This window comes from bacterium (assembly GCA_040757115.1).
Lineage (GTDB): Bacteria > UBA9089 > CG2-30-40-21 > CG2-30-40-21 > SBAY01 > JBFLXS01.
On sequence record JBFLYA010000308.1, the window covers coordinates 1 to 3,954 of the forward strand.

The 3,954-nt window shown below is 39.5% G+C and carries 2 protein-coding genes; both read left to right on the top strand.

Annotation, left to right across the window (positions count from 1 at the left end; all coding sequences use genetic code 11):
- Positions 1 to 241: 241 nt before the first annotated feature.
- Entirely contained in the window at positions 242 to 1,306 is a 1,065-nt protein-coding gene (locus tag AB1422_17610) for a protein arginine kinase (GenBank protein MEW6621120.1), read from the top strand.
- Positions 1,299 to 3,734 carry an ATP-dependent Clp protease ATP-binding subunit gene (locus tag AB1422_17615; protein ID MEW6621121.1) on the top strand — a complete coding sequence of 812 codons (2,436 nt, stop codon included), beginning with the start codon at positions 1,299 to 1,301 and terminating at the stop codon, positions 3,732 to 3,734. Before AB1422_17610 ends, AB1422_17615 begins: the two co-directional genes overlap by 8 nt.
- The last annotated feature ends 220 nt before the right edge of the window (positions 3,735 to 3,954 follow it).

The following is a 3,954-nucleotide window of genomic DNA, read 5'->3' on the forward strand; positions in this document are numbered from 1 at the left end:
ATAATTAATTTTTTAATTTTATTTTCAACCCCCACCCCCCAATCTTGGGGGCTTTAATAAGGAATTAGGATTGTGGCATTCAAAATGACCAACAATATATATTATACGAGGACGATGAAAATAAAGGAAGGATGCGGGCGGGGATGCTGAAGTCGAACAACGCAGGCTAAAGCTTGCGGCTACCAGCCTTCCCGAGTCCCGAACCCCGAGTCCCGAGTCCCGATTTTCAGGAGAGAGACTAATGGATTTAAAAAAATTTATTGATACCCCGGCACAATGGTTAAATAGTAGTGGGAATTATTCTAATATTGTTATCAGTACCAGGGTAAGATTAGCCCGAAATATTGAGGGTATCCCATTTGCCCATTGTGCGAAAGAATCTGACCTTGATAAGGTTATATTCCAGATAAAAGAGGCAATTAAAAATAATCCCTATCTGACAAATGTAACAATGGTTGAATTAAACAAGGTGAATGACCTTGTTAAACAACTATTAATGGAGCGGCATTTAATTAGCCGCGAACTGGCAGAGAGTAAAAAAGGCGTCGTCTTTATTGGCGACAAAGAGATAATGAACATTATGGTTAATGAAGAAGACCATCTGCGAATACAAACCTTTGCCTCCGGGTTAGACTCAAGGACTACCTGGGAGATGATTAATAAAATAGATGATGAATTGTCTAAATACCTGAACTACGCTTATTCATCGAATTGGGGCTATTTAACTGCCTGTCCAACTAATGTTGGCACAGGGATGCGGACATCGGTGATGATACATTTGCCGGCACTGAATATTACGAATCAGATACGAAAAATTCTTCATGCCATCTCACAAGTAGGATTGGCTATTCGAGGACTTTATGGAGAGGGCACAGAGGCTCTGGGTAATTTTTTCCAGATATCCAATCAGGTAACACTTGGCAGAAATGAGCAGGAAATTACAGATAATACTGAAAAAATTACCAATCAAATCATAGGACATGAGGAAAAGGCACGGGAGATATTAATGAAAAATAACCGTATTCAATTAGAAGACCAGATTATGCGTGCTTATGCGACCTTAGCTCATGCCCGGGTTATAGGCTCAAAAGAGGCATTAGAACTATTATCATTAGTTAGATTAGGCGTGGGAATTGGATTGATAAAAGATATTTCGTTGAAGATTATCAATGAACTTCTGGTTATTTCTCAACCAGCACATGTTCAATTATTCTCAGGAGAAATTTTGAGTTCGCCAGCTCGGGATGTTAAGCGGGCACTCATAATCCAAAAAAATTTAACAAGAGGTGAAGAAAGAAATGTTTGAACGATTTACAGAAAGAGCAAGAATGGTCTTGCAATTGGCACAGGAAGAGTCGAAACGACTTGGGCATGATTACCTTGGCACAGAACATATTCTGTTAGCCTTAATTCGTGAAGGAGGAGGTGTGGCGGCAGAGGTTTTAAAAAGCCTTGGTGTTAATCTTGAATCGCTACGAATAGAGATAGAAAAGCAGGTTCCCTCAGGTGCAGATATGCTGACGATAGGCGATGTTCCTTTTACCCCTCATTCCAAAAAGGTGTTAGAATTAGCGGTAGATGAGGCACGGGTGCTACACCATAATTATATTGGAACTGAACATCTATTGTTAGGCTTAATTCGAGAAGGAGAAAGTGTTGGAGCAAAGGTATTGATGGCTATGGGTATAAATTTGGAGCAGGTGCGTGACGGCGTAATTAAATTATTAGGTGGAGAAATGCCATCAGCCATTGCTGGTGCACCAGGACAAAAGAAAACAACAACACCGGTCTTAGATGCCTTCTCCCGAGATTTAACCACATTAGCCAAAGATGATAAATTAGACCCTGTCGTTGGCCGCAAAGATGAAATAGAACGAGTAACTCAAATATTATCTCGAAGAACTAAGAATAATCCAGTATTGATTGGTGACCCGGGGGTAGGCAAAACAGCCATTGTCGAAGGATTGGCACAAATGATAGTTAGCGGCAGAGTTCCTGAAGTATTGGCTAATAAACGAGTATTATGTTTAGATTTAGCCGCAGTGGTTGCCGGAACTAAATATCGTGGTGAATTTGAAGAAAGACTTAAAAGAATAATGAATGAAATCAAGCAAAGTCCAGATGTCATTCTATTTATAGATGAAATTCATACCTTAGTTGGTGCTGGTGGTGCCGAAGGAGCAATAGATGCCTCTGCGATTTTAAAACCAGCCTTAGCCCGCGGGGAATTACAATGTATCGGAGCCACAACCTTAGATGAATACCGTAAATATGTGGAGCGAGATGCCGCCTTAGAGCGTCGATTCCAGACAGTTATGGTTGATGAACCTTCAGTTCAAGAAACTTTTGAGATTTTAAAAGGATTGAGAGATAAATATGAGGCACATCATCGCGTCAAATTTAGTGATGCGTCATTAGATGCCGCGGCTAAACTTGCACATCGATATATTGCCGATAGATTCCTTCCGGATAAAGCTATTGATTTAATGGATGAAGCTGGGGCAAAGGCACGACTACGCATTATGACTAAACCACCTGACCTTAAAGATATGGAAAAGGAATTAGAGCAAATAATTAAAGAAAAAAATGCCACTATCACTTCACAAGAATATGAGAAAGCCGCAACCTTGCGTGATAAAGAAAAAGAAATTAGAAAAAAAATTGAGGAGACAAAGAAAAAATGGGAAAGTGAACATCAGGAAGAAGCTACAAATGTTATCATCGAGGAAGATATTGCGGATATTGTCTCCAAATGGACGGGTGTTCCTGTCTTCAAACTGGTCGAAAAGGAATCTGAGAAATTATTACGGATGGAGGAAGAAATTCATAAACGGATTATCGGCCAGGATGAGGCTATTTCTGCCCTGTCAAGAGCAATGCGCCGCGCCAGAACCGGCTTGAAAGACCCAAAAAGACCAATGGGCTCATTTATCTTTTTGGGACCTACTGGTGTTGGCAAAACAGAACTCGCCAGGGCGTTAGCCGAATTCTTATTTGATGACGAGGAGGCTTTGATACAAATTGATATGTCAGAATTTATGGAAAAATTCGCCGTCTCCAGATTAGTCGGTGCTCCTCCAGGATATGTTGGCTATGAAGAAGGTGGAGAATTAACAGAAAAGGTAAGAAGAAAACCTTATTCAGTTATTCTCTTAGATGAAATTGAAAAGGCTCATCCAGATGTGTTTAATATTCTACTCCAGATATTTGAAGAGGGACACCTCACCGATAACCTTGGACATACAGTTGACTTTAGAAATGCGGTGCTTATTATGACCTCTAATGCCGGAGCAAGAGATATATTTGAAGCCAAAGATATTGGATTTAGAAAGGCTACGGCTGAAAAAACTTATGAGGATATTAAAGATAAGGTGCTGGCGGAGATGAAGAAGATATTTAATCCAGAATTCCTTAATAGAATTGATGACACCATTGTTTTTCACCCATTAACTCATGATGATGTTAAGATGATTGTCCAGTTAATGATTGATAAGTTAAATGAACGATTAGAAGAACAAAAGATAACACTGGAATTAACTCAAGAGGGAATATCTTTCTTATCGGAAAAAGGCTATGACCCGGCTTACGGGGCAAGACCACTGCGTAGAGCCATCCAGAAATATGTCGAAGACCCATTATCTGAAGAAATCCTTAAAGGTAAATTCCATAAAGGTGGTAAGATAAGCGTGAATAGGGAAGAGGATAAATTGGTATTTAAAAAGAAAAAAGGTTGAATGTAATCCTTCAGCCATCAGGTTGCAAATATTGTAACCGTTCAGCCACAGAGGCACAGAGTTCACAGAGAATTAGAGAAATTAGCTACATAAGGACACGAATTAACCTGTGACATTCGATAAATGTAGTGCGAACCTTATGGTTTTTGCAAAATTAACTTCCACTTTTCTGGAATACCATAAAATAAATTAAAAATCAAACATCAAAATGTAAAATTAC

Excerpts from the sequence above, each read along its gene's own strand:
- AB1422_17610 (MEW6621120.1), top strand. The coding sequence starts at position 242 with ATGGATTTAAAAAAATTTATTGATACCCCGGCACAATGGTTAAATAGT.
- AB1422_17615 (MEW6621121.1), top strand. The coding sequence starts at position 1,299 with ATGTTTGAACGATTTACAGAAAGAGCAAGAATGGTCTTGCAATTGGCA.